16 protein-coding genes and 1 pseudogene are annotated in these 23776 nt (G+C 37.9%); 9 read left to right on the top strand and 8 right to left on the bottom strand.

Going from position 1 to position 23776, the window contains the following annotated elements:
• Positions 1-1182, bottom strand: coding sequence for a DNA polymerase IV (dinB, locus tag J2W48_RS03755; RefSeq protein ID WP_310279147.1), 1182 nt, complete (start codon positions 1180-1182; stop codon positions 1-3).
• Between the two features lie 85 nt (positions 1183-1267).
• On the opposite strand from dinB, the pseudogene J2W48_RS03750 reads away from it, so the two are divergent.
• The 4 genes and pseudogenes from J2W48_RS03750 to J2W48_RS03735 all read left to right on the top strand — a co-directional run.
• Positions 1268-1393 (top strand): annotated as a pseudogene (locus tag J2W48_RS03750) (helix-turn-helix domain-containing protein); the annotation flags it as partial.
• A gap of 96 nt (positions 1394-1489) precedes the next feature.
• Entirely contained in the window at positions 1490-2032 is a 543-nt protein-coding gene (locus J2W48_RS03745) for a S24 family peptidase (RefSeq protein ID WP_310279145.1), read from the top strand.
• Positions 2033-2268: 236 nt separating this feature from the next.
• Positions 2269-3807 carry a DoxX family protein gene (locus J2W48_RS03740; RefSeq protein ID WP_310278292.1) on the top strand — a complete coding sequence of 513 codons (1539 nt, stop codon included), beginning with the start codon at positions 2269-2271 and terminating at the stop codon, positions 3805-3807.
• A gap of 83 nt (positions 3808-3890) precedes the next feature.
• A complete protein-coding gene (locus J2W48_RS03735; RefSeq protein ID WP_026726920.1) occupies positions 3891-4166 on the top strand; it encodes a DUF6520 family protein in 276 nt (91 codons plus the stop codon).
• Between the two features lie 35 nt (positions 4167-4201).
• Here the strand turns inward: J2W48_RS03735 and J2W48_RS03730 are convergent, their stop codons facing one another.
• From J2W48_RS03730 to J2W48_RS03720, 3 genes are read right to left on the bottom strand one after another with little or no spacing between them, the layout of a single operon-like run.
• The gene (locus J2W48_RS03730) at positions 4202-6781 is read right to left on the bottom strand and encodes a S9 family peptidase (protein ID WP_310278288.1); all 2580 of its coding nucleotides are present in this window, start codon (positions 6779-6781) and stop codon (positions 4202-4204) included.
• 2 nt (positions 6782-6783) lie between these two features.
• Positions 6784-8178 carry a RagB/SusD family nutrient uptake outer membrane protein gene (locus tag J2W48_RS03725; protein WP_310278285.1) on the bottom strand — a complete coding sequence of 465 codons (1395 nt, stop codon included), beginning with the start codon at positions 8176-8178 and terminating at the stop codon, positions 6784-6786.
• A 12-nt stretch (positions 8179-8190) separates the two neighbouring features.
• Positions 8191-11220, bottom strand: coding sequence for a SusC/RagA family TonB-linked outer membrane protein (locus tag J2W48_RS03720; protein ID WP_310278282.1), 3030 nt, complete (start codon positions 11218-11220; stop codon positions 8191-8193).
• 666 nt (positions 11221-11886) lie between these two features.
• Between J2W48_RS03720 and J2W48_RS03715 the strand changes: the two genes are divergently transcribed.
• The 4 genes from J2W48_RS03715 (at position 11887) to J2W48_RS03700 (ending at position 17394) form a co-directional block, all read left to right on the top strand.
• Positions 11887-12216 carry a hypothetical protein gene (locus J2W48_RS03715; protein ID WP_310278279.1) on the top strand — a complete coding sequence of 110 codons (330 nt, stop codon included), beginning with the start codon at positions 11887-11889 and terminating at the stop codon, positions 12214-12216.
• A 184-nt stretch (positions 12217-12400) separates the two neighbouring features.
• Entirely contained in the window at positions 12401-12643 is a 243-nt protein-coding gene (locus J2W48_RS03710) for a molybdenum ABC transporter permease (protein WP_310278276.1), read from the top strand.
• A 314-nt stretch (positions 12644-12957) separates the two neighbouring features.
• Positions 12958-13251 carry a hypothetical protein gene (locus J2W48_RS03705; RefSeq protein WP_310278273.1) on the top strand — a complete coding sequence of 98 codons (294 nt, stop codon included), beginning with the start codon at positions 12958-12960 and terminating at the stop codon, positions 13249-13251.
• A 168-nt stretch (positions 13252-13419) separates the two neighbouring features.
• Complete coding sequence (locus tag J2W48_RS03700) at positions 13420-17394, top strand: protein NO VEIN domain-containing protein (RefSeq protein WP_310278270.1); 3975 nt, start codon at positions 13420-13422, stop codon at positions 17392-17394.
• Between the two features lie 193 nt (positions 17395-17587).
• Here the strand turns inward: J2W48_RS03700 and J2W48_RS03695 are convergent, their stop codons facing one another.
• From J2W48_RS03695 to J2W48_RS03680, 4 genes are all read right to left on the bottom strand, one after another.
• On the bottom strand, positions 17588-18904 hold the full coding sequence (locus J2W48_RS03695; protein ID WP_310278267.1) for a hypothetical protein: 1317 nt from the start codon (positions 18902-18904) through the stop codon (positions 17588-17590).
• A gap of 110 nt (positions 18905-19014) precedes the next feature.
• The gene (locus J2W48_RS03690; RefSeq protein ID WP_310278264.1) at positions 19015-20142 is read right to left on the bottom strand and encodes a hypothetical protein; all 1128 of its coding nucleotides are present in this window, start codon (positions 20140-20142) and stop codon (positions 19015-19017) included.
• A complete protein-coding gene (locus J2W48_RS03685; protein WP_310278261.1) occupies positions 20132-20644 on the bottom strand; it encodes a hypothetical protein in 513 nt (170 codons plus the stop codon). The genes J2W48_RS03690 and J2W48_RS03685 overlap by 11 nt, the downstream gene beginning before the upstream one ends.
• 171 nt (positions 20645-20815) lie before the next feature.
• Positions 20816-22429 (bottom strand): helix-turn-helix domain-containing protein, encoded by a 1614-nt coding sequence (locus J2W48_RS03680; RefSeq protein ID WP_310278258.1) that lies wholly within the window; start codon positions 22427-22429, stop codon positions 20816-20818.
• Positions 22430-22859: 430 nt separating this feature from the next.
• On the opposite strand from J2W48_RS03680, the gene J2W48_RS03675 reads away from it, so the two are divergent.
• Positions 22860-23564, top strand: a complete 705-nt coding sequence (locus tag J2W48_RS03675; protein WP_310278255.1) for a hypothetical protein — start codon at positions 22860-22862, stop codon at positions 23562-23564.
• Positions 23565-23776 lie beyond the last annotated feature (212 nt).

Here is a 23776-nt window from a genome sequence, read left to right as displayed (position 1 = left end):
TTATTTTTTTCTTTTTAATATTTCATTTTTATTGTTGGGCTTGAATGTTGCGCCGCCTCCACGCATTACTGCATCAAAACCATATCGGGTTTTCATTCTGTCCATTGCCTGGTACAACGAAAGCATTTCTTCGGTGTCTTCAAACATGTTGATCTGATAAGTTCCTCTAACCAGACCGCAGAAGCGAATACCAATAAGTCGAAGTCGCATCCTGCGTTGGTAAAGTTTGTTGAAAAGGTCTGTTACGTTCTTCATCAGTATATGATCTGCAGAAGTGTACTGAACTCTGCATTGTTTGGTTTCAGTATCGAAATTTGCGTAGCGTATTTTAATGACCACCGTTGAGGTAAGCCAGCCTTCAGAACGAAGCTGAAAAGCCAGTTTTTCCACCATACCCTGAAGTACTCTTTTGAGTTTGTCGAGATCAATTGTATCCTGCAAAAAAGTATGCTCTGTAGAAATTGATTTACGCTCCGTATACGGTTCAACTGGATTGTTGTCGATACCGTTAGCTTTTTTCCATAACTCGATTCCATTCTTACCAATCATCTGCTGTAGTACCTCAGCCGGCATTTCAGAAAGTGTCTGGATATTTCTGACACCTATCCGCGATAACAATTGAAAAGTGGCGTCGCCTACCATCGGTATTTTTTTTATAGACAATGGATTAAGAAAAGGTCGTACCATATCTTCCGGTATTTCAAGATTACCTTTAGGCTTACCTTCACCTGTTGCAATTTTGGATACGGTTTTATTGATCGATAATGCAAAGCTAATAGGCAAGCCCGTTTCTTTTGTAACGGACTGAGCCAGCTCGTTAGTCCATAAGTATGAACCGTAGAATTTATCCATCCCTGTGATGTCGAGATAAAATTCATCGATACTGGCTTTCTCCATGACTGGAGCTTTTTCTTCTATAACTTCAGTAACTTCATGTGATAACCGGGAATATAATTCCATGTCGCCTTTCATCACTTTTGCCTGCGGACATAACCGCAATGCCATTCTAATTGGCATCGCTGAGCGTACGCCGAAAGTTCTAGCCTCATAAGAGCATGAAGCAACGACACCCCTTTCACCTCCGCCAATAATCAATGGAATACCATTCAATCTTGAATCGGTCAGCCTCTCGCAGGACACAAAAAATGTATCCAAATCCATGTGCACAATTGCCCTTCCCATAACCTTCATTTTTGTACCAAACAAAATTAGTACATATTGTAACAAATAAATTATATTTGCTGATACAAATTGTAACAAAAACTATATGTCTTTATTTTCCGATAACATCAGAAGCTTAAGGTTGAAAAAGAAAATTTCGCAGGAAAAGGTCGCTACAAGCCTTTTAATAACACGTGGGAGGTATGCAAAGTATGAAGACGGGACTTCAGAAGCTCCATATGAAATATTGAAAAGGATATCAAAATATTACCAGGTTAGCATTGACATCCTGCTATGCATTGACGTAAGGAAAGTCAAAATTGATGATTTGGTCAAGCTTGAGGATAACAGGGTTCTATTACCAGTTATGGTGAATAATGACGGTGAAAGTTTTATAGAAATTGTTACGCAAAAAGCTAAGGCAGGCTATATGAATGGATATTCAGATCCAGAATATATAGAAAGCCTTCCGCGTATTTCACTTCCTTTTTTGGGACCAGGTCTTCATAGGGGATTTACAGTAGACGGTGATTCTATGCCCCCGCACGAAGACGGTGATGTGATTGTTGCCAAATATATAGAAAGACTTGATGAAGTAGTTGACGGCAGGACTTACATTATCATTACTAAAAATGATGGCATTGTTTATAAACGGATGAATAAAAACAAAAGAAACGTACTTGTACTGGAATCAGACGAATCTTTTTATGCTACTTATGAAGTCAGGGCATCAGAGATTGAACAGATATGGGAATTCAAATGTAATCTGGGCAAAAAAGACAAAAAGAGGACTACCATTACTCCCGGCAGTATTGAAGAAATGTTTATGGAATTAAAGAATGACATTCGAAGACTGGAACGGAAGAGATAAATGGGATACTTGTACTATGAAGCTGGCTTATGCCAGCTTTTTTGTTTGTAATTCTCTCATACAATGCAAAATGGATCGTTTTTTGCAAATTTTGGATTGTTTTTGTTAACAATCCTTCTCTTTTATTGTTCTAATTTCGCTTTATAACTGAAGATCAAAGCTTTAGTCGAACATAAATTGGAAATTAATAATTCCGTATCAGAAAAGCCGCTTTTTACTATATTAAAACTGATGAGATGAAAATACCTAAATCCATAAGAAATATTATCATTGAGATTATTTGTCTTCTTTGTATTTTGTTATTCGTCTATGCATCTGTCAGTAAAATTGTGGATTTTGAAAATTTTAGTGTACAGCTTGGACAGTCACCCATGTTAAGTGCTTTTGCTGGATGGGTTGCTATATTGGTTCCGCTGAGCGAACTTATCATAGCAATAATGTTAGCGATACCCCGTACCCGATTCGTGGGATTAGTACTGGCTTTTTCATTAATGGCAATGTTCACAGCTTATATCTATATAATACTGAATTACGGATCATATGTTCCATGTTCCTGTGGCGGTGTACTGGAAAAGCTTAGTTGGCAGGAACATCTTCTTTTTAATCTTTTCTTCGTTCTTCTATTATTTCTGGCGATAATTTTAGATTTGACATCAAAAGAAGATAAGTTTTTCAAAAGACCTTTACAAGCAGCATTTAGAATACTCATACTATTTGTGTTTAATATTATAACAATGGCCCTGCTTTACGTATGGTCGGAAGATATTATCCACCACCGCAATAATTTTGTCCGGCGTTATTCTGCATTTTCTGAACCTGAGAGTAAAAAGCTTGATCTTAAATCCTCCTCTTTTTATTTTGCCGGTGCCGACGGATCAACCATCTATCTTGGTAATACACTGGCACCAAGAATGTTGCTTGCCATTAATACGAGCTTTAATAAAGTAGACCGTATTCTAATTGAGCTTGATCATATGGATTTGCCTTTCAGGGCAGTTCATATTCGGGTTGCACCTCCATTTTTCTATCTTACCGATGGTACTGTGCCTTGCGTATTTCGTGGTAATCTTAAAGATTGGAAGGCAAAGCTAATTGATAAACAGGAAGTACCTTTTACTCATGCTGAGCCTATTGATTCCCTTCATATGGTGATACGCGCAATCCATCCCACACAAATGCAGAACTCCCTTGCGTTATTGGATTTTAACAGCTCAGCAAATCCTATATGGAAGCCCGGCCTAATTATATCCCAACATGATGGTATTTTTGACAGTGATGGGCTGTTATTTAGAAATGGATATACTTCCGATTTTCACTACATCTATTTTTATCGCAATGAATTTTTCAGATTGGATAGCAGCCTAATAATGAGGGGAAGGGCACATACTATTGATACCGTTTATCAGGCTAATTTGAAGGTTGCTTATTTAAAAGATCGCCACGAGAGAAAATTATCGGCACCTCCTCTTATTGTCAACAGAACCGCAGCGGCATATGACAATTTATTATTTGTGAACTCCCAGCTAATCGGGCGATATGAAGATGCACAGATGTGGAGGCAGGCCAGCATCATAGATGTCTATAATATAAACAATAATTCATACGATTCCAGTTTTTACATCTACCATGTGGAAAACAAACCCATGCGCAGTTTTATGGTACAGGGAAAAACTTTATATGCCCTTAGCGGAAATTGGATATCGAAAGTACCTCTTAATAAAGATCTTACCAATAAATATAAATCAAAGTCCGTCAACTTACCTAAAAGCAATTAGTTTTAAATATACCCGGCCGGGGTATCAGGGATTTAGCCGAAAACCTGAAAAAGAGTAGGCTGCAAACCATAATTTTTTAAATCATGAAAACAAGATTATTGAAATTCATTTTGCCTGTCGTAGTGATGGGATTTGCCGCAGCAGCGGCGATGAATGCACCGCAGAATTCGGTAAAAAATGCACTTGTTAATGAGGTGGGGTATATACGCCACAGCAATCTTACCGATTGTGAACCATCCGACGAGTGCTCTCCTACGGGAAGCCAAATGTGTACGGTGGGAGATGTTCCAGGAGCTACACGCTTATGGAAAAAGAATCAGAACAACCAATGCATTGTGCAGCTTTTCCGCCCACAATAGCAAAAAAACAATGCAGCCCCAGGGCTGCATTGCTATTAAAAATTGGGTTCCATCCAGTCTTTCTTTTCAAGTCCTTTAAGATAATGTCCAAAGAAGATTTCAATTTTATGGGTCAGATCCATAATTGTCTTTCGGTCTTCAAAGGCATGGTCTTCTTCTGGATAAACAAGAAGAATACTTGGTTTTCCCAATCGTCTAAGGGCAAAATAAAATTCACGGCTTTGATTATGACGAATCTGTTTATCCTTTCCTCCAGTATAAATTAAGATAGGCGTTTTTACACCTGCTGCCTGATAAACAGGAGAATTTTCGATATACCCCTGAATGTTTTCATGGAAAGGTTTTCCCATTCTCATTTGGAAAGTTTCAAACCGGAAATATTCCGGAATATTGTAGTTTTCTGCCAAGGAAAAATAGCTGCTTGCAAAATCCGTAACCCCTGCTCCAGCGGCAATAGCTTTGAACATAGTGCTTTTGGTAGCAATAAAGCTCGCTTCATATCCGCCAAAAGAATAGCCGATAAGACCTAACCGCGCAGCATCAATTCCAGCTTCATCTGTAATAGCAGCTATCACACCTGCCTGAGTGCAATTCAGTGCAGAATCGCCTGGGCTGCCGAGTTGGTACGCAATATCTGGCAGAAAAACGAAATAGCCTTTGTTGGTTAAATTTGTGACATTAAAACCTTCACCATCGTAAAGGCTTGGCCTTATAAAATAATGTAAGCGCTGGGATTGTTTTTCATATACGTGAACGACCATCGGGTATTTTTTTCCTTTTCTAAAATCTGCCGGATAATATAATATCCCTCCTAGTGAATGATTTTTCCATTGATAAGAAATTCGCTTTGATTCTCCCCAGTAAAATTCTGCGATTGACTTTTGATTTTGCGTTACATCTACAATTGGGCCTTTTCCTCTGCGGCAACGAATTGCTGTGGGACTGTCATAACGCTCCGAATACCAGCTAATGGTCTTCCCGGCTTGCGCCAGATTGTAGTTACGTGACTGGTCAAAAACTATAGTTTCCAGTACACCATTTTTCTTTAAGAGATAATACCCTGTTTTGCTATAGTCAGGGGCCCTGGCCTCAAGGACAATATCTTTTGTCATATCCACGCTGGAGCTACCCCAGCCATTGATAATAGGTTTTAAAGGACTAACGGCATGTTGCTGGGGTATCCTTAAAATAATATTATGCTCCCTTCCATTGGTCAGCCGCTTGGTATATCCACCGTCAGCCGATACCAGCCAAATATCAAAATCATCACACAGAAGTATCGATCTACCATCCTTTGTCCAGAGAACAGGTGCATTAGGTGCTACCTTAGAGCTTGGTGTATCTGAGCCAGCCAGAAAATTATGTGACAACTTTGCATGAATGCCCTTCGAAAAATTATAATTGTACCAATGACCTTGTGTAAAGTAGGTCAGGTATTTACCATCAGGGGATATCTGCCATGACATGGAGCTGTTTTGCTGATTCTTTAGAAGAATCTTTTTTTCTCCTGTTTCTACATTCAATAAGTACAGGTCAATATTAGAAACCCATTCAAATTGAGGTTCATAGTGATCCGTGTTCCATAGCAAAGCATATTTCCCACCGGGGACAAGTGCGGCTTGAGGATAATCCGTAGTAGTGAGTTGCTGAATTTTGCCTGTCTTGGGATTCCAAAGTAAAGTTTTAGGGGCATATTTCCAATTATGGGTTTCTAGAGCTTTAGGGTATATTACCTTATCCAAAGTATTCCATACTTCCACTATTGGGGTTTCAATTGATGGTAATGCAGCATCACGTATTGTAGCAAGTACTTCGCCTCGTGGTGTCAGGCTTAGATTTCCGTCAAAATCGATTTTCATCTCGTTTGAAAGATGGCTGTTATTTAATTGCCTTAACTCATTAGCGTTAATGTCAAAATAAAATACTGTCGTGTCGCGCTCGGTTTTACTATAAAAAGATACAGATTTATTGTCTTCAGACCATATAGGTTTCGAAATAGTTAGATTTTGATATTCGCCTAAACTGATTTCACTTTCAGAAATTTTTTTCTTTGAGTTTAATAATGATAGATGCAGCAAGCTCTTTTCATTAGTGTGTGTTATATAAACAAAAGTCTGTCCTGTAGAGGAAACGCAAAATTGCTTAATGTCTTTGATCTCTTTTAATTTACTGCCCTCGTTATTCCATACTTCTATATTTTTAAATTCAGGATTAGCAGCAACAAGATATGATTCCCAAACAGCGGTTTTGCCAGTTTGTCCAATATTGTGATGCTTACCGGAAGTTAGCTCAATAAGGCAGCTGTTTTTTCCTGTGTTCTGAAAGTAAAAAATTTCATTTCCAAGAAATTTGCCTTGTCGGCCTGCAGCAAATTTGTAACATTTCCTGCCACTGCTTGCTGCAACAAAAAGAGTATCTTGCCCTTCATCGTAATGCACGGACCAACTCACCCATTTTCCATCCTGCGAAATTGGGCCAGGTTTTATCATTCCCCACTTGTTATAATCCTGTTCTGTCAGCTGTCTTTTAAGAGGCTGCCCCTGTGCGGGACAGCTTGCATAAATTACGAAAAGTAAAAAAAGCAGTATGACGCTATTTTGATTAAAATATTTCATAATTAATAACCCGGATTTTGGGGCTTGAGATTCGGATTCAGGCTTAACTCACTTTCCGCAATGGGCAAGAGCCTGTTAGTAGTATCCCATCCTGGTTTTACTGTTTCCAAAGCAGCATCAAGCTGGTTGTAACGTTTTAAGTCCATAAATCTATGACCATACTCGGTAAACAATTCGACCCTTCTTTCCTTCAGGATAGCCTGAATAACTTCTTCCTGAGATACAGCCAGACAATTTCCTAAACCAGCTGTATTTCTAATTACGTTCAAATCTTCAAGTGCTCCAATAAGCTCGCCCTGACGAGCCCTGGCTTCAGCCCTAATGAGATATTGCTCTGCGAGGCGTAATATTTTTGAATATTCAACAGAACTCCCAGTATTTGTACGCTCTTTGTATTTGTAGGCATGGTACCATGTACCGTTATTATTGGTGACTTTACGTGTCCAGTTGCTTAGGCGAAGATCCCCTGTTTCGAAGGCCGCAATTAAATCGGGTCTCAGGCTTACCACAGTGGGTGTTGAATTGAAGTAAAAGGAGGAAGCTTCGTCTGTGTTTAATCCTTCATTTCTTGGTTTGAGCTGCAAGATCGTGGTAGCGTTATCTTTTAAAAATACTTGGCTCAGGTCAGTGTCCCATACATAAAGCTCAGTCTGGTTCAGGACAGCTGAAGCCTCGTTTGCCGCTTCTGCCCAGCGCTGTGCATACAAGTATACTCTTGCCAGTAATGCACGGGCGGCAAATGAATTGGGCCTTACCCTATCAATGTCGATATATGCATCGGGGAGTAATTGTGCAGCCTGCTCTAAATCATCTATTAATTTCTGGTTGAATTCTGCTTGGGATACCCGGCTTGCAATACGATTGATGCGGTAATCTGTTGTGGTTATATAAGGTACTTCTCCCCAAAGCTGATTTAAATAAAGATGTTCAAGAGCACGTATGAAAAGGGCTTCACCTGTTAATTGCTGTTTGTCGGATTCTTGCAGTGTTTGAGAAGCAGCTACCCCTTCTATAACAGCATTTGTAGCATAAATCTGTGAATAGGTATTGTTCCACATAACATCAAGGCCGGCTGTAGAAGGAAGTACACTATTATTATAAAATGCGGTTTGAATAGCAGTGCTGCCATACCAGGTGAGCTCGTCAGCATAAAGACCAAGGCGGTATCCTGTTCCGCTGTTTTTTCCCGAAAGCAGGCTTGCTTCCCTTATGCGAGCATAAACGTCCGTTAGGGCAGCTGTAGCAGTACTTGAATTTTCAAATACTGCATTCGTGTCAAGCTGCGTTGGGGTGAGGCCAGTCTCTGTAAAATTATCACATCCTCCCATAAGGGGCAATATGGCGATAAGACTTAAGGAAGCCTTTATCATCGTGTTTTTATAAAATTTTGTTTTCATTTTTTCTATATTTTAAAAACTTATTTGTGTGCCGATAGTAAGGATTCGAAGTGGAGGTAATGTTCCAACAGCACGGAACTCAGGATCAGGTCCCTTAAAAGACGTAAAGGTTAAAAGGTTCTGTCCCTGTAAGTAAAGCCTGCATTTGGTATTGCCTATCCATTTGGCAGGCAGGTTATAGGAGAGTTGAAGGTTTTTCAAACGTATATAAGATGCATCTGTAATTACAGCATCACTAGCTGCATAATTAAAGAAAGCACTTTCTACATCCGAATTTACTCCTGTTGTATAAAGCTGCACAGCACCGCTATCTCCAGGAACAGACCAGTGATCGAGAATTTGTGTCGATCTATTGCCCATTTCTCCCGGAACACCAATAATTTTTCTTGGATCGATATTGTCCTGCTTTACAAACTGAAGCAAAAAGTCAAGCTGCCAATTCTTATACCGGAATTGATTTTGCACGCCGCCATAAAATTTGGGATTGAGATTAAGCAAAACCTGCTTATCACTGGGGGAATTTATAGAACCATCGCCATTTATATCTTCAAAAGTGTAAATTCCTGATTGTGAATCCAACCCTGTGTAGTGAAATAGCTTAATGATATTCAGGGGTTGTCCAATTACATATTGATTAGAATAAGTGGAGTTTTCCAATCCCGGAAAGGATAGCAGTTTATTTTTTACTGATGTGAAATTAAAATCCGTGGTCCAGCTAAAATCTTTGGTCTGTATATTAGTCGTCTGTAGTGTCAATTCGATGCCTTTATTCTCTACGGTGGCATCAAGATTAGCCTGAAGTGAAGGAAAACCTGTTGTTCCCGGCATAGGCACACCTACGAGTTGATTCGACGAATGATTACGGTACCAGCCGGCAGTGAATTGAATTTTGTCTTGTAAAAATCCAGTTTCTAAGGCAAATTCCAATTTTTTATTGGTTTCCCATCCAAAATCAGGATTGTACAGGCGGCTAGGCTGCAATCCCGGAATTCCCTGATAGTTGTTGCCCGAGGTACCATAACTGTCCAAATATTGGTAATTACCTATTTGGTCATTGCCGGTGATTCCATAGCTAGCCCTGAGTTTTCCCAAGCTAAGGACATCCTGTTTAACAAACCAATCTTCGCTTGAGAAAATCCATGCCGCGCCTATTGCCCCAAACCATGCAAAACGATTTGATGGACCAAAGCGGCTAGAACCGTCTCTTCTTCCTGTAAGATTCACAATGTAACGATTATCCAACTGCAAATTTAGACGTCCAAAAAGGGCCTGATATTTATATATGGACTCATCGTTGCCTGATACTGTAAGGTAGGTTGCTGCAGCGGGATTATTCATCAGGCTGTTATGGGCGAAACCTAATGCTGACATGGCAATCTGCTCGTTATCCTGTCTTTGAAAAGTGGCTCCTCCTAGTAACTCAGTCTGAAGCCTGCCCCATAATTTTTTCCAATTAAGTTGAGGTTCAATAATCCAGGAGCGACGTGCCACATCATTATAATAAATGGCCGAAGATTCCGCGCCGAGCCCATAATTTGGCAGATAGATAGTATAAGGATAAGCGGATGACTCGTGATGTTTAAGGTCTGTATAGCCTAAACTGGTCTTAAGGGTAATATCCTGCGAGACTTTATACGATAACTGGATGTTAGCAACCAAATCATAGGTTTGTGATTGTGAGCTTCCCAGAAAGTTTCTTGCGGGGTTATTCTCAAAGGTGTTGTCCTCCCAATTGATGTTACCCTGTGCATCATACATTTCAGGTGCATTTGGCGGAGTGGTTATTGCTTCAAGTGTTGGATCTGCAAGGGGCTGATTATTATGTTGAACTGTATAACCGCCTGAAAAATCCAAGTGGAAGCGTTTATCCTTGGACTGATGTGAGATACTTGTTCTTACATTAGCCTTTTTGTATCCATAGTCGCCCGGAAAGACCGTAGTTTCATGATTAAAATTACTAGATAGTAAAAACTGGGTATATTCACTGCCACCTTGTATACCTGCACTGAGATTTGTAATTTGGGCACTATTGCCTAATAATTTTTTCTGCCAGTCTGTATAACGGTTAGGATCCCAAGTTCCGTTGATATCATAAGCGCCCTCGGGATATTCAGTAATGCCATCATTTTGAAATGCTTCGGCTCGAACTGTGAGGTATTGCTGCGTATTAAGAAGATCCATGAAATGTGCTACTTGTGCCACTCCGCTTGAAAAATTTACGTTAACCGTTGTTTGTCCTGCTTTACCTTTTTTAGTTGTAACCAGTACGACACCATTAGCGCCTCGCGATCCGTAAATAGAAGTGGCATCGGCATCTTTTAGTACTTCTATACTTTGTATATCGGCAGGATTCAGGTTATTTAAGGGACTTGTAAAAGTGTTCAGTACGCTCATAGTCCCGCTAAAGCCGATGGCTTCTGATGAATACGGCACACCATCTATGATAAAGAGAGGAGCATTGCCATCAGACCTAATGCTGTTACGTCCACGGATTTGAATTTCAAAACCACCTCCTGCAATTCCTGTGTTCTGTGTTATCTCCACACCGGCCATTCTTCCCTGCATGGTTGCCAAAACATTGTTTACAGGTTGAGTTTCGATATCCTTGGATGTAATGCGGGCAATACTTCCGGTTCTTTCTTTGTCATTTACACTGTAATAACCTGCATTGATGGTCACCTCCTTAAGCTGTGTACTGTCTTCTGCTAATATCACAATTATGGAAGTTTGGTTTCTAACCATTATTTCCTGTGTGGCATAACCTAAAAATGAAAAGATGAGTACGTCTGTTGAATTAGCCGTAATTGAAAAATTGCCTTTTTCATCTGTTACGGCTGAAGTTGTAGTTCCTTTGACAATGACCGTCACGCTTGGAAGTGGTCCAGTGGCATCGGTAACTGTACCTGTAATTTGATGTTGTAACTGCTTCGTGTAGCTTCTGAACGTTAGTCCAGTGGCATTACTATGATTTGAAAGCAGTATTACGAAAATAAATATACAAAGACAGTAAGGCCTGCCTTTGTTAAATGAAAGATTTTTCATAAATTTAAAAAGGATTAAAATTGAACGAAAGTTTGGTTTTCTCTCGCCTTCTATACGAATGTTCCACCACGAGTATTAGAAGGCTTTTCTTGTTAATTAATTAATCATAGGCATAATTTGGTTTTGGTTATTTATAAGTTAAAACTTGTTCTTGTGTGGTTTTACGATTTGCAATTTTGTAGTAATGCTAAAAGGCAAAGCTGATAGCATAATAACCCGGCCCTTCCCCTGACTAACTCAGCAGGATACCAAAACAGGGCCAGGCATTATAAAAATGAAATAAAGAAACTACAACATAGGCAAACCGATAATGGTTAAACATACGACTGCGATTCTTTTCTATATAGTGAAGTAGCTTCGAGAAGTTGAGGATGTTGCCGAAAAAAAATAGGCGCAGAACTCAACATATCCGCTTCCGAGGTACTGGTATACCCTTATGCGCGAATAAGTGAGCCCACGCCCTTTATAGGCGTGAGCATTTACACTTATCATCTCGCGCATTTAAAAATTACCAGTTTTCGGAAACGAGACTCCAAGCGAATGCTTCAAATGTTTTCTATTGAAGAATCGCAAATTTAATAAAACACGTACTGATTAACTAGTACTGAGCCAAATATATTAAAAAATATCGGTACGCCAAAACGTACCGATAAATTATTTTAGTTAATGTTAATTGCAGTTGTGAAAAAAGAGACGGACGACAATACTATATTTAAGATTTCAATTAGTCTACGGAAGCTACTTGAAAGCAATGGTAACTTGCCAATAAAGCAGAGTTATGATAAAATTGCTACGACTGCAAATATCAGAAAAGCTACTGTATCTAATACTTTTAATGCAAAGTCAGTTCCAAATTCATTAACATTGTTTTTAATTATTGAAGCAATGGGTTTTTCCTTGATAGATTTTTCAAAAGTTTATGATTCAATTGTAACTTCTGACATAGAGTTATTTAAAAAAAAAATAGCTGAACAACCAAGAAGTACCAAAAAATAGACCTTTTTTTATTCCTCGAAAAATTTCATAAAATCATTCTTTTATCTTCAATTTTAATAAAGACCAATTTTTGGAAACTGAATAATTAATTATTGTAATATTTTTTTATAAATTAGTGTGAGAATTAACACCAACTTTTCTTCGCAAATAGAATTAATTAATTGTCTACTTTAAAGCAAATGCTATGAATAGAGATAATGCAGTACTTATCATTTTCGGTGTTTTAGCACTAATTATAGGTGTTCTCCTTAAACTCTTTATTGGCAGAAGAAGATTCTATCGCCGAAGTCCTTCAGGTGCAGAAGGCTATAAAAATTACCGTAGTGCATTACTTACTCCATTTTGGGAGAGTATCCTAACTTTTATTGGCGGGCTGCTTATTATTTTTGGAATAATAGCTCTCGCGATGGTAAAGTGGTTACTATAATAGTATTTAAGCATAATTTGATTAAGTCTAAAATAATTAAGATATAAAAAAAGAATACAAGATGCATTTTGCATCTTGTATTCTTTTTTTATGATCTTTCGAAATCAAAAACAGGTATTTATACGGTGGTCTTTTTATCATTAAAAGAAGTATTTTGCAACTTTTGGAGATGAATTACGGAAAACCATATAATAACTAAAAAATGGTTTTGTAGGTTTGATAACAAAACATTTTATAAAGTAAGAAACACTTAATAAAAAGATTTTTTTTAGATTAATATATAACACTTTATACACTAAAACATAATAGAACCTATGGGAAAAAAATTTGATGGGCACATTTACCTTAAGATAGATATTGATTCTACAACTTCAAAAATGTATTATTTCCGACATAATGATAACGACATGGATTATGAGTGCGAAGAGTTTATATATAAAAACAAGCAAGTATTAGATTTAAAATATGGAGAATCTAGCAAAGAGTACTTTGATAAAATTCTTTCTGATCCAGATATGAAGGGGTCTTCTCCAATAGTTTATTACGAATGTAAAGGGATGGGGTGGAAATCATTTGGAGAAGAAATCTCAATAGATGAATTACAGTAAAGCAATACGCGGAGCTATAATTTATTAGTTATTTACCTGATAAATCTTTATTGAATTTTAAATTATGTGCATCCTCACATTTAACGCTTTCGGAAACAAATGGATTATTCTATAATGAGATCGTAATTTACTTCCTAACCAATCTAGCATTAACACATTTTCCTTATTATGAGTAAAAAAGAATTTATTGAACAGTTACATGGAATGCGCTCGGATTTTAAACATGATTCACAAGCAAGAAGCATCACAAAATTACTTGATATAGTATCAGCTGACATTTACTCTGAAAGCCAACGTTTTTTTTACGAATTGATTCAGAATGCGGACGACTCTGCATCTTCTGATAAAAACACAGTATATATCGATTTTCGCGAAAATGCACTAATCGTTTCTCATGATGGAGATTCTTTTTCAGAGGATGATATAGATTCCATTACTGATGCCGGGGCAAGTACAAAAACATCAAAAAAGGCAACAACAGGATATAAAGGTATCGGGTTTAAATCGGTATTCGGAAGGTCGCGCAGGGTCAGTATCTTTTCAGACGGATATCAGTTTAGATTCGATAAAGCAGTTGTAAAAGATGGTTATCCTTGGCAGACAATACCTATATGGACAGAAATAAACGAATTACCTCGTAATCTTCAGGATGTCATCTCTACTCTAAAGCACTCAGTTATCACAGTGATTGAAATGGAAAGTGTTTTTGACCTTAAGGCCTCATTAGAAGGATTATTAGGAGAAGGTGAGATACTTCTTTTTTTGCGACGTGTAAATCAAATAATAATTTCATACGACGGAAATGCTGTAACTGTTTTGGAAAAATCGGTAGATACAAAAAGTACATTGTCAAAAAAAGTAACGTTACTTAAAAATGGCAAAACGCTCAGCAATTGGCTAGTTCGTACTTTTTCAGATATTGATGTTCCTTCTAAGGTGTCTCTAGCACTTGCAGATGATGATAAAGTACCTGAAAAGCTTAAATCTGCCACACATTCTGAAATTACTTTTGCTGCTGTACTAAATGACGATAAAATAGACACACCTGCCAGAGATCAAAGATTAATATATACCTTCCTTCCAACCAAGGTTAAAGAATATGATTTTCCATATCTGGTAAATGGCAACTTTCTAACAAATTCTCCACGAGAATCTATACATCAGGATAATCCTTGGAACATTTGGCTATTTGAAACAATAGCTCATCTAAACATTTCATGGCTTGAGGAATTGGCGTCAACATCCTATAAGTTTCAGCTCTTAAAATTACTCGGTAATAAATTCAGTACAGGAACAAATCAGTTGAAAAATGCCTTTAACGATGGTTTCAATTCATCTGCTATAAAGGGAAGATTTCTAGCTTCTTACAATGGTGATATACTTAGCCCAGATGAAACACTTTATGATAAAACATCTTTATCTGAACAGGCTTTTATAGAAAAAAACATTATCATAAAATATCTTGAGAACGAAAAAAAAATACTTTTTAAGGACAATTGTTTTCTTCATCCAGAAATGGAGCTAAAAAGCAAATTATCACAATTAGAGGTAACAGAATTTTCATTGGAAAATATCACAGAGTTCTTCAAATCGAGACAATTTTTAGATAGCCATAAGATTAAGGATAATTTTGAGCTTATAAAATTTTTGAAGCAAAAATCCGATCAAGATCAAACTGGTGTTTTACTTGATGAACTTCGAAGTTTGCCATTTGTATTTGATCAGGATAATATCTTACGGAATCCCTCTGACGGTATTTGTTTTCCTGCTGGTGATGGAATTAATCGTTTTGAAATGGGAGATGTACCAGTGATCGCTAACGAAATCTACAAATTCATCAATCAGGAGAAATCAATACATGACTGGTTTTTAAAATTGGGTACTCAAACACCTTCTGAAAGTGCCTACATCACTAACATTATTCTACCACAGCTAGGTAATGACAACTTTATAACCATTGCGAACTATGTAAGTATAACTGTTTATTTAGTCAAGATGTTTAAACAGGGAATCTTGGATGATGAGATGTTGGCACGCATGCGCATATTGAAGCTAAAAACGGGTGAAGATGAACTATCGTTTGAACAGGCACAAAAGTGTTATCTTTCAAAAAATTACAATCCAAAAGTAAATTTAGAAGATATTGTGTCCTTGACTTTTGTTTCAGAACAATATTTGCAGATAGGAATTTCGATAACTGACATGTATCTTTTTTTTAAGGCACTTAGTGTAAAAGACAGCATAGAGATTGAAACAATAACATCAAATTGTACATTATCAAGTATTGAGGTAATTTCTAGTGCTAACTGGGTAAATGAAACTAAAGACATAGGAAGACAATTGGCTGAGCGTAAAGGAGGATTTGGATTTGCAAGCTCAAATCTTATATATGGGGTTAAAATTCCTTCCTTCTTACATGCAACTGCAAGTAATTATGATTACAGCAAAATATTCTGGAAGCACATGTTGGACGATTCAAGTTTAGCTCGCGAACTTGCAGTTGATGCTGTATTTTATTATGGTACAGGTAATGGAAAAAACAGGTATCAGGTACCGGTAAAAAATTATTTCCATTATTTCGTAGCGAATAATGCTTGTATACCAACATCATTGGGAACCTTAGAAAAATCTGAAGATGTTTACATAAGCATTAAAGAGATACGTGATATTGCCGGAGAATATTTCCCCGTGTTGGAATATGATGATAATATTACAGCAGATTGGAGTGTGTATTTTAATTTTAAAAAAAAGCTGGAAGTTGAAGATTATCTAACAATACTTGATAAAATTGCAATCAAAAGTCAAAGCCCGACAAAGAAAGATATTAAAAATATTGGCAGAGTATATAGTAAACTATGCATGCTCTTACCCAATTTAGCAAGTGATGAAAGAAGTAAAATTAAAAAATGGGGAGAAAAAGCACGACTTCTGACAATAGGAGATACTTACGAACCCACTTCGGAACTTAAGAGAATAACGAAAGAGGGATTTTCTAAAGTTTCAGTTTTGAAGATACTTTTAATTCCAAGCAATTGTGATAAAGAAGATCTTGGTTCATTATTGGATTTGTTCGGAGTACTGACTGTTCGTGAATTTATACCTCAATATGAAAATCTGAGAGATGACGATACTTTGAAAGACAGATTCGAAAAAATTCTACCTTACCTGGCTTTAATCTCTCAAAAGAAAAGCCTTGAAGAATCTGATGAATTTGATAGGCTCTATTCGCTTTTGGACAATATGTCTTTCGGTACGGCAAGCACTATTTATTTATCATTTAAAAATGGTGAGGAATATATTAAAGGGCCTCTAGTTAAAGTTTTTCGCGAACCTGACAAAATTAACTTTCAAGGGAAATGGAATAGTGAAAGGATCTTATTAGAACTTTTAGATGAATTAAAAAAATATTTAATATTTCCAGGGACAAACGAGGAATTTCGATTTCTTTTGCTGGAACCTGATTTTGCTGAGATTGAAAGTTGGCTAAAGGAAAACGATATAAATATTTCTACCATAAAAAGCATCAGAAAATTTAATAAACAACAAATTTTAACGCCTGAAATAGAATCGATTAAAGTTAATAGTCTGGTAACGGTCACAGATGATTTCGTAGATGAAGAACAGCATAATACCGCCATGTATGTACCAAATTGGGTTGCCACTGATTTTGACTATTCGAAAATTACTTTTAAAGAATCAAATAGTGATCGCGATCCAGAGACAGACGAAATACAAACAGAAACAGAAGTTGTATACAAGGAGATGGGAGATGAAGGCTTACGGAAAGGTCATGGGCGATGGGCGGAAGAATTTGTCAATGGACTATTAAAGCAAAATTATCCTGAAGCAAAGATAAATTGGATGAATGAAGAAACAGAAAGCTACATGCCATATGATTTTATGGTAGATAATGAAGGAGATCAATTATTTATTGAAGTAAAAGGAACGCCGTCTTTAACCAAAGATTTGGTTTATCTTTCGGAGCAAGAATGGAAATTTATGTTAAGCAAAAATGAAAAATACTTATTTTATCGGGTATATGGAACAGGTACTTCTGAGCCTGAGGTGAAAATTTTAGAAAATCCAGCTCAAAAAGTTAGGTCAGGAAATCTGGTTCCTTATAAGCCTTGCATAGAAATTTAAAAGTAATTACTTTATGAAATATTCATTATTAATCTTTAAGAAAGATCTTTATGAGTTAGAATTTTCGGATATGGAGGCATTTTTTAAAACGGAAAAAGAAGAAAATCTTAATTTGGAATTTTTGCACTCCAGGGCAAATCGTCCTTCTCGTAGAAAATCCTACGTCAGGACCTTGGGATGATTTCCTGCTCTATCATCTTAGCTCCATGCGTTCGTTTAGCTTTAGAAGGTTCTTCGTTCTATTTAAACTTAAATTTCCTGAATCCAGTGCATTGTTGACAAGCAATGCCGCAAGTTTCTTACTGCTGTTTCCTGCCGTCTCATACTTGGAGATATAACACGCCAGTGCATAGGACAAATTGGCTGTCAGATGGCCGCCTCTCTTTTTCTTGCTCTGCTGTGTCAATTCGCGGATAATTTCCTGAGAATAATAACCGCTGCGGTAGTACAGCAGTTTTGCTGTCTGGGAGTTGGAAAAAAGATTTTTGATCTTACTATAAGATTGGCTTCTGGGAAGGGGAGACTTCACGTTTACTTCTATCGTATTAGATCTTATCCACGTCTGGTACGGTTTAAAAAAGCACTCTACGCTATAAAGCCCGTCGCCTTCAAAGGTATAGCCCCCGGACTGTCCAAATATGCTGATATCGCGCTGAAAACCTTCCCCCGAAGAAATTTTCAGAGTGCCGTTATTATGACAAAAATGCTTCGTTGACTTGTACTTGGTTACCGTACCATCGGGACGGGTAATATAAATGCAGAAGCGCTCATATCCGGGATCAAGCTCATCAGGGACTTCAAAAACTTTTCCCTTAACGATAGCTGACAATCGTATATCCATTTCAATTGGCTCAAAATACCAGAATTCATTTTGAAGAATTTCAATCTCGAGTTTTAGGTACTGCTCTTTTTGAGTTTCCTTAAATGGATTATTTGCAGGAGGACCGCCCATTCCCCATGTAGAATAGGGTTTTCCTCCCGGACGGACATACGGATCTGTGGCATTGTGTAACCGCAGTCGGTGATTTCTTGTAAATAGTTGTGCCTCACTACCGTATGCAGACCTGTCAGGTGAGCTGGTTTTCATAAAATTCAACTTATCCTCTATGTGCCACAGGTTAAAGACGTGCCCCAGTTCATGGATGGCCGTGAACATTACCTCATTGGCGTAATCACCCGAATTACGGTGATCCCTAATTTCATCTAGAAATACCACGCACCCTTCCCTGGGCAGCATGTGGAAGACCTGATCCACTCTTTCAATCCCTTCCGGATCGAAACCCTGATCAAACATATACCCAAAAACCCCTGCATGACCGTAGAACCGGTCAGCAAACAGCAGTCCGATACTATCGATGTTGCGATTGAAAACATCATTGCGGGTTAGCCTGCGCAATGCTTCCTGCAGGTGAAAAGTATCAGTCTTAGCATTTGGTCCAATGATACTTGTATTTATCCGCGATAGCTGATCCATGAGAAGATTGATACCTGGCACTCCCATGTCATCCATGGAACCTCTTGAAAAATGCTGCGGTATGGTAAAGCTGTTTAGGAGCAGCGGAAAATCCGGGATGCAAGATGTCCGCACGGCTCCTAGATAGCAGGTAAGATTTAGCATTATTACTTTAATTTAACATTAAGGCTTTTCGTGGCATCCTGCAGTTCCCCAGCCTCATCCCTATAGCTGTAGCTCAGTGTCAGTATATACTCTCCTGCCGGAAAATCAGTTTTATTAAATTTCAAAGTATAGCTTTTATTGTCAGCACTTGAAACTGCTATCTTGGAAAAACTGTACTGTGCAGGTGATACTGCAGATATGGTTTCGTTTATTTTCGTTATCGGGTCTTTAAATTCCACAACAATAGAGGCCGTACCATCAACAGCGTAGTCAACAGGACCGTAAACCGATTGTTTGGGAACAGGAACCGAAGCTGCAGAAGCCGCAGGCTGCTCTGCCTTTGAAACTGTAGCAAACTGAAGCTGCTTTATGTCGGTTAAAGTGCTAACCGCTTCCAGTTTGAGTGTCGGATTTCTTCCTGATGTTTCGGTTATGCGATAAAGGACAGGACCATAGGCATTCATCTCCTTCTTGGATTCCGGATTATTAAAACTGCTGGCAGTTGCTGTGGCTATTTTAATCTTATTCTCAAGGGCCTTGATTTCTGCATCAAGCTTGAAAATTAAACTGTCAAGAAGCCGGATTTTTTCTTTGGTGGCATCATTGGATGGCGGACCAAGCAGCACTTTATCATTTTCAGCAACTGCCTTGTCTATATTCTTCTGGTCTAATGATGTCTGCAGGGCTTTTACAGCCTCTTCTGCCGCCTTTTTTTTGTCCTTATATTCTTTCTCCTTCTCATCATTTTCCTTCTTGGTGTTTTCCAGATCAGCTTTTGCTATATTTCCGGCCGCTTTTGCAACCTCGGATGCCGTAGCATCGCTTGTTCCCTTCCAGTCGATCTTTTTTAATATGCCGCTCTCATCGACAGCAATCTCCATTTCGCTCTTGGCAAAATAGGTCCTTGCATCCACAGCATAAATTTGATCCTCATCAGGCAGGTATACCACTTCAACAGTGTAAGTCCCATCTCCATTACTGGACGGAGTGGCTTTGATGAACGGCTTGCCTAGGGCATAGCGAATACCTTTTACGGTGTTCTTATTTGCTTCTTTTACCTTTGTTACCCTCACTATTGTGCATCCTGATGCTATCAGCACAAGGATGAAATAAAACAGCTTATTTTGCATTTTCTTTCTGTTTTAAAATATTAACCTTGACAGATATGTCACCCTGTCCTCCTATAAAATTCACCTTGTCACCATCAATCACAATCTTGTACAGATAAGGTGCAGGCACCTCCCTTTCAGTCAATTCCGGAGCATTAAGGGCCGCAAGGATCAGGGGGGCGACAGTTTCCACAGCTTTAGCTATGGAAGACAAAACGACTGTTCCGTCGGCTGTTGTTTTTCCATTTTTGTAGATCCCTTTTTCAAATTCCATGGTTGCCTGAATACTTGCAAGAAAATTATAAGGAGCCGCCGACATTTTTTTTTGGGGATCTGCAAGGAATATGATTTGCGTGGTAACGCCGCCTTTGCCATTCGAATAGGCCAAAAGGTATGGCGAGCTGTTGTAATACCTGAAACCCTTATTCTTGGATTCGTCTGTGACCTCATTGTGAGTTATGCCAGCACAGGAACTAAGCAGGCAGAGTAAGGGGAGATAGATTGAAAGTAATGTTTTTGTCATAATAAAAAATATTAAGTTATTGATTACTAATACAATAGTACAAATAAAAATCATGTATTTGACGTAAGATGAAAAAACAGGTATTTCTACGCGGTGGATACTCTTGATAAAATAGTTGGTTCATTTTTAGAAAAAGTATCCCTGATAATTACATATTACAATCGTAAAATGCTAGTCTTGAAAATCTCCCTTTTTCAATTCTTTAATAAAGTACGCAAGAGAAATGCCAGTATCGGCTACAAAGGCCTTTACAAACCTTCGCGTACTGCTGAATCCCGCTTCATCAGCGAGCGCTTCATGGGTATAATTCTGCAGATTTTTTTCCTTACGAATCCTCTTGGCGATATTGTCGACCTTAAGGCTATTAATATACTCATTGAATTTTTTATTTCTGTGACGGGCAATTATCAGTGATAAATATTTAGTGTTGGTCTTGAAGTAGCTTGCCAGCTTAGTTAGATTCAGATCCTTTTCAAGGAACTTTTTACTATTTTCAAATTTCTTCAAACTGTTTAAAACTGCGTCTTCGGCATCTTTGCTCATTGAAAAATCGTGCTCATCTATCTTATTGTCTTTACTCTTTTCTGAGTTTTCAATTTTTTGCAACAATTCTTCATACTTAATCCTAGCCTCCTTCTTATTTTTAAAATAATTAACTATCCCGTATACTATGACAATGAACATTACTCCAATGATAGAAAACAATATCTGATTCTTATAGCTCTGCCGATCCAGCCTTCCCTTAAGCGTACGCTGAACAGCCAGCAACTCTTTAGTTTCATATTCCTTACGGATTTTTCCTTGAAGATAGGTATAGGTATGATGCAGTTTCTTATCTATTTCGAGTAATTTCTCAACATAATGTAACTGCAACTTGATCATATTTTTGTCCTTGTAATAAGTAATCATAAACTCATATGCTTCCCTCAGGTCAGGACGCATAAAATCCCGTTTCATATAGATTTGGTCAACTTTTTTAAAGTATCTCAGAGCCTTTTCCTTATTGTTTAATCCCCAGTAACATTTTCCAATATAAAAGTATCCCACCATTTCATTGGAAAAGTCCTTATTGTCCAGAATGTCTGGCAATGCATCTTGCAGCTTTTCAATGCCTATGGCATAATTGCGGATCAGGCATTGGTTGACTCCTTCTGAAAATATGAAGTAGGACTGCATGTCGAGGTTTCCGGTTTTGATTCCTTCACTTATACCTATTTCATTTGTAGCAGTACAAAGCCCATGATTGCCAACCATTTTATAGCAGACTCCCAATGCATGCAGAGAGTTTAAGTATGCCCTGACATTGGAATCTTTAAAGTAGCTGATGCACTCTTTAAAAAGTGCGATCGCTTCGTTATAATATCCCAAATAAAGTTTTATCTGCCCAATTTGATATTTGGTTTTGTGAATGAGGTATGGATCATTTGTTTTTTTAATGTAGTAGTCGGCGACTAAGTAAATATCCATTGCCTCTTTGAGACGTTTTTGACTATAGTAAGCAACGCCTTTTGACAGGTATGCTGATCCTATAATTTCATCGTTGTTTGATTTTTTAGCTGCCCAAACCATACTATCGGCGTAGATAAGTTTTGACTGGTCTGGGGCATAGTAGATATAGTTCTTATAGCCATTGGAAAGTTCCTCCCAGTTTTCCTCCGACTTGGCCTTTATTAGAAATGAGATCAGGTATACTGATCTAGCACCATCACTTATACTATCATCTTCGATACGATCAAATATATAGTCGAAATCCTTACTCTTTAACGAATCAGGAATTTGAATCATATGCTTTTGTGCGTGTATACAATAACTAAAGCATAAAGATATTGCAAGGAAATATCTTACAATCATAGATTAGATTTAAGCTATTTTCATTGGTAGGAACCCCCATTTAATACAATAAGTATGATAGTGAGAGTTGGGGCAAACGAAATAGTGATGAATATATCAAATATACTATAAAAACAGGAAAAACCTACAAAGCGAACACAAAAAAGCTGTGTCGATTTTCTGAAAAACGATAGTAAAAATACTGTAAATGTCCAGACAACCATTTGTCAATGTTGCATTTAGCAAATAGTTTTGCTCTGAATTCAAAAGCAAAGTCTGGCTTAAAACCAGCACCGTTCTGCTTTCCCTCGAGGTGAAAAATGAACTGACGAAAAAAAGTAATCAGTCACATTTAACACTAGTACACATGAAAAATTTAAAAGTATTGTTGGCAATCCTGCCATTATTCACTGTTGCCTGTTCAGATGATTATATAGATGATTTTACAGGTAAGACTACGGAAATTGCGTATCGAAATGAAAGTGCAAAAAAATCAGGCATTGGACCTGGTAATCCAGCGAATCCCTTCGATACCGCAGGAAGTATGCATAATGAAATCCTAGAGATTATCGGCGATACCGACTTTAACTCCCAGTCTATTGAAGAGATAGCTATTTTAATTGATTCGGTTTCAGATGCCCACCCTGAGCTGATGCCATTATCCAGCGATTATAATTTGTCCGGAAGACTGTCAGAAATCACATGGATAGTAAATAACGAAAATGCTATTACCGATGTGCTGACAGCATGTACAATGGGAGTAAGTGCCAAGGCAAACTTTATAACATTTGTAAATAACCTCCCTTTAGTTGCTAATGATCCATATGATGATATCCATTCGGTTATTGTTTCCTATGAGGCAGGCGTTCTTGCCAATACTGGATTCTCTGATGAGGACAAACGTATAATCCTAACTGCTACTTCAGTTGCCCGATATACAGCCTATGAGAAGAAAAGAAAAGACAAAGACTGGGAGACCAACGTTACCAGTATAGCTGCGACGGTTAGCGGTGCAGAGCAAAACCTGATTCTGGGGCTAAAAATGGCATTAACCGTCGAGATATATCAAAGCAACGACCCTACTCTGTGAACTGGATTATTGTTCTGCTGGAACGTTATGAGCGAACTGTTGCTATAGCTTCAGGATTTCTGCTCATAACATTGAATGTAGGTAGCCTTTATTTCATCATAGATCTTCTGAGCTATGATGAAATGGTGGGTTATCTCGCTGACGGGGGACTTAAGAGTTCCGATCCACATGACTTTGTGTATGTTTTTCTAATTCCTGCACTATGCAATATC

The sequence above is a fragment of the Flavobacterium piscis genome, assembly GCF_031457575.1.
GTDB classification, from domain to species: Bacteria; Bacteroidota; Bacteroidia; order Flavobacteriales; family Flavobacteriaceae; genus Flavobacterium; species Flavobacterium piscis_A.
This window is presented reverse-complemented; position numbering and strand designations above follow the sequence as displayed.

Excerpts from the sequence above, each read along its gene's own strand:
- J2W48_RS03720 (WP_310278282.1), bottom strand. The coding sequence starts at position 11,220 with ATGAAAAATCTTTCATTTAACAAAGGCAGGCCTTACTGTCTTTGTATA.
- J2W48_RS03695 (WP_310278267.1), bottom strand. The coding sequence starts at position 18,904 with ATGGATGACATGGGAGTGCCAGGTATCAATCTTCTCATGGATCAGCTA.
- dinB (WP_310279147.1), bottom strand. The coding sequence starts at position 1,182 with ATGGGAAGGGCAATTGTGCACATGGATTTGGATACATTTTTTGTGTCC.
- J2W48_RS03730 (WP_310278288.1), bottom strand. The coding sequence starts at position 6,781 with ATGAAATATTTTAATCAAAATAGCGTCATACTGCTTTTTTTACTTTTC.
- J2W48_RS03705 (WP_310278273.1), top strand. The coding sequence starts at position 12,958 with ATGGGAAAAAAATTTGATGGGCACATTTACCTTAAGATAGATATTGAT.
- J2W48_RS03680 (WP_310278258.1), bottom strand. The coding sequence starts at position 22,429 with ATGATTCAAATTCCTGATTCGTTAAAGAGTAAGGATTTCGACTATATA.
- J2W48_RS03715 (WP_310278279.1), top strand. The coding sequence starts at position 11,887 with ATGTTAATTGCAGTTGTGAAAAAAGAGACGGACGACAATACTATATTT.
- J2W48_RS03690 (WP_310278264.1), bottom strand. The coding sequence starts at position 20,142 with ATGCAAAATAAGCTGTTTTATTTCATCCTTGTGCTGATAGCATCAGGA.
- J2W48_RS03735 (WP_026726920.1), top strand. The coding sequence starts at position 3,891 with ATGAAAACAAGATTATTGAAATTCATTTTGCCTGTCGTAGTGATGGGA.
- J2W48_RS03685 (WP_310278261.1), bottom strand. The coding sequence starts at position 20,644 with ATGACAAAAACATTACTTTCAATCTATCTCCCCTTACTCTGCCTGCTT.
- J2W48_RS03710 (WP_310278276.1), top strand. The coding sequence starts at position 12,401 with ATGAATAGAGATAATGCAGTACTTATCATTTTCGGTGTTTTAGCACTA.
- J2W48_RS03725 (WP_310278285.1), bottom strand. The coding sequence starts at position 8,178 with ATGAAAACAAAATTTTATAAAAACACGATGATAAAGGCTTCCTTAAGT.
- J2W48_RS03740 (WP_310278292.1), top strand. The coding sequence starts at position 2,269 with ATGAAAATACCTAAATCCATAAGAAATATTATCATTGAGATTATTTGT.
- J2W48_RS03700 (WP_310278270.1), top strand. The coding sequence starts at position 13,420 with ATGAGTAAAAAAGAATTTATTGAACAGTTACATGGAATGCGCTCGGAT.